The following is a 2,628-nucleotide window of genomic DNA, read 5'->3' on the forward strand; positions in this document are numbered from 1 at the left end:
ACCTAGATTCTACGTCAGTACTTCAAAAAGCATAATCAAAGCCTTGATAAATATGCATTCCTTCGAAATTCAGCTTTCACCCATTGGGTGAAAGAAAAGTGCTCAAAAATATGTTAAATTATCAGCTTTTATGACTCGATATATGGTAAAATAATAGTAAGAAAAGTAGTAAAAAGGGGTTCTAATTATGATTAATAAAATTGATTTCAAAGCTAAGAATCTAACATCAAATGCAGGTCTTTTTCTGCTCCTTGAGAATGCAAAAAGCAATGGGATTTTTGATTTTATTGAAAATGACCTCGTATTTGATAATGACTCAACAAATAAAATCAAGATGAATCATATAAAGACCATGCTCTGCGGTCACTTCATTGGCATTGATAAGTTAGAACGTCTAAAGCTACTTCAAAATGATCCCCTCGTCAACGAGTTTGATATTTCCGTAAAAGAACCTGAAACAGTGTCACGGTTTCTAGGAAACTTCAACTTCAAGACAACCCAAATGTTTAGAGACATTAATTTTAAAGTCTTTAAAAAACTGCTCACTAAAAGTAAATTGACATCCATTACGATTGATATTGATAGTAGTGTAATTAACGTAGAAGGTCATCAAGAAGGTGCGTCAAAAGGATATAATCCTAAGAAACTGGGAAACCGATGCTACAATATCCAATTTGCATTTTGCGACGAATTAAAAGCATATGTTACCGGATTTGTAAGAAGTGGCAATACTTACACTGCAAACGGTGCTGCGGAAATGATCAAAGAAATTGTTGCTAACATCAAATCAGACGATTTAGAAATTTTATTTCGAATGGATAGTGGCTACTTTGATGAAAAAATTATCGAAACGATAGAATCTCTTGGATGCAAATATTTAATTAAAGCCAAAAGTTATTCTACACTCACCTCACAAGCAACGAATTCATCAATTGTATTCGTTAAAGGAGAAGAAGGTAGAGAAACTACAGAACTGTATACAAAATTAGTTAAATGGGAAAAAGACAGAAGATTTGTCGTATCTCGCGTACTGAAACCAGAAAAAGAAAGAGCACAATTATCACTTTTAGAAGGTTCCGAATACGACTACTTTTTCTTTGTAACAAATACTACCTTGCTTTCTGAAAAAGTAGTTATATACTATGAAAAGCGTGGTAATGCTGAAAACTATATCAAAGAAGCCAAATACGACATGGCGGTGGGTCATCTCTTGCTAAAGTCATTTTGGGCGAATGAAGCCGTGTTTCAAATGATGATGCTTTCATATAACCTATTTTTGTTGTTCAAGTTTGATTCCTTGGACTCTTCAGAATACAGACAGCAAATAAAGACCTTTCGTTTGAAGTATGTATTTCTTGCAGCAAAAATAATCAAAACCGCAAGATATGTAATCATGAAGTTGTCGGAAAACTATCCGTACAAGGGAGTGTATGAAAAATGTCTGGTATAATAAGAATATCATCAATAAAATTGAGTGTTGCTCTGTGGATAACTTGCAGAGTTTATTAAGTATCATTGCAGCAAAGATGAAATCAATGATTTATCAAAAATGATTGAAAGGTGGTTGTAAATAATGTTACAATGTGTGAGAAGCAGTCTAAATTCTTCGTGAAATAGTGATTTTTGAAGCTAATAAAAAACACACGTGGAATTTAGGGAATACTGATGTAACACGGATTGACCGTATTGGGAGTTTGAGATGGTGACAAAGAGAGTGCAACGGATGATGTTCGCGGCGGCGGCGTGCATTCCGCTGCTGCTGGGCAGCGCGCCGCTTTATGCGCAGACGAGTGCGGTGCAGCAAAAGCTGGCGGCGCTGGAGAAAAGCAGCGGAGGGCGGCTGGGCGTCGCGCTCATCGATACCGCAGATAATACGCAGGTGCTTTATCGCGGTGATGAACGCTTTCCAATGTGCAGTACCAGTAAAGTTATGGCGGCCGCGGCGGTGCTTAAGCAGAGTGAAACGCAAAAGCAGCTGCTTAATCAGCCTGTCGAGATCAAGCCTGCCGATCTGGTTAACTACAATCCGATTGCCGAAAAACACGTCAACGGCACAATGACGCTGGCAGAACTGAGCGCGGCCGCGTTGCAGTACAGCGACAATACCGCCATGAACAAATTGATTGCCCAGCTCGGTGGCCCGGGAGGCGTGACGGCTTTTGCCCGCGCGATCGGCGATGAGACGTTTCGTCTGGATCGCACTGAACCTACGCTGAATACCGCCATTCCCGGCGACCCGAGAGACACCACCACGCCGCGGGCGATGGCGCAGACGTTGCGTCAGCTTACGCTGGGTCATGCGCTGGGCGAAACCCAGCGGGCGCAGTTGGTGACGTGGCTCAAAGGCAATACGACCGGCGCAGCCAGCATTCGGGCCGGCTTACCGACGTCGTGGACTGTGGGTGATAAGACCGGCAGCGGCGACTACGGCACCACCAATGATATTGCGGTGATCTGGCCGCAGGGTCGTGCGCCGCTGGTTCTGGTGACCTATTTTACCCAGCCGCAACAGAACGCAGAGAGCCGCCGCGATGTGCTGGCTTCAGCGGCGAGAATCATCGCCGAAGGGCTGTAACTGGTTTTGTTGAATAAATCGAACTTTTGCTGAGTTGAAGGATCAGATCACGT

At 42.5% G+C, this 2,628-nt stretch carries 2 protein-coding genes; both read left to right on the forward strand.

All coding sequences use genetic code 11. From position 1 onward, the window contains the following. The first annotated feature begins 187 nt into the window (after nt 1–187). Entirely contained in the window at nt 188–1,450 is a 1,263-nt protein-coding gene (locus ACOI7Z_RS27010) for an IS1380-like element ISEcp1 family transposase (RefSeq protein WP_000608644.1), read from the forward strand. Between the two features lie 249 nt (nt 1,451–1,699). Next, nucleotides 1,700–2,575 (forward strand): extended-spectrum class A beta-lactamase CTX-M-14, encoded by an 876-nt coding sequence (locus ACOI7Z_RS27015; protein WP_001617865.1) that lies wholly within the window; start codon nt 1,700–1,702, stop codon nt 2,573–2,575. The last annotated feature ends 53 nt before the right edge of the window (nt 2,576–2,628 follow it).

It is taken from the genome of Klebsiella sp. C283 (genome assembly GCF_048822555.1).
Taxonomy (GTDB): Bacteria; Pseudomonadota; Gammaproteobacteria; order Enterobacterales; family Enterobacteriaceae; genus Klebsiella; species Klebsiella quasipneumoniae.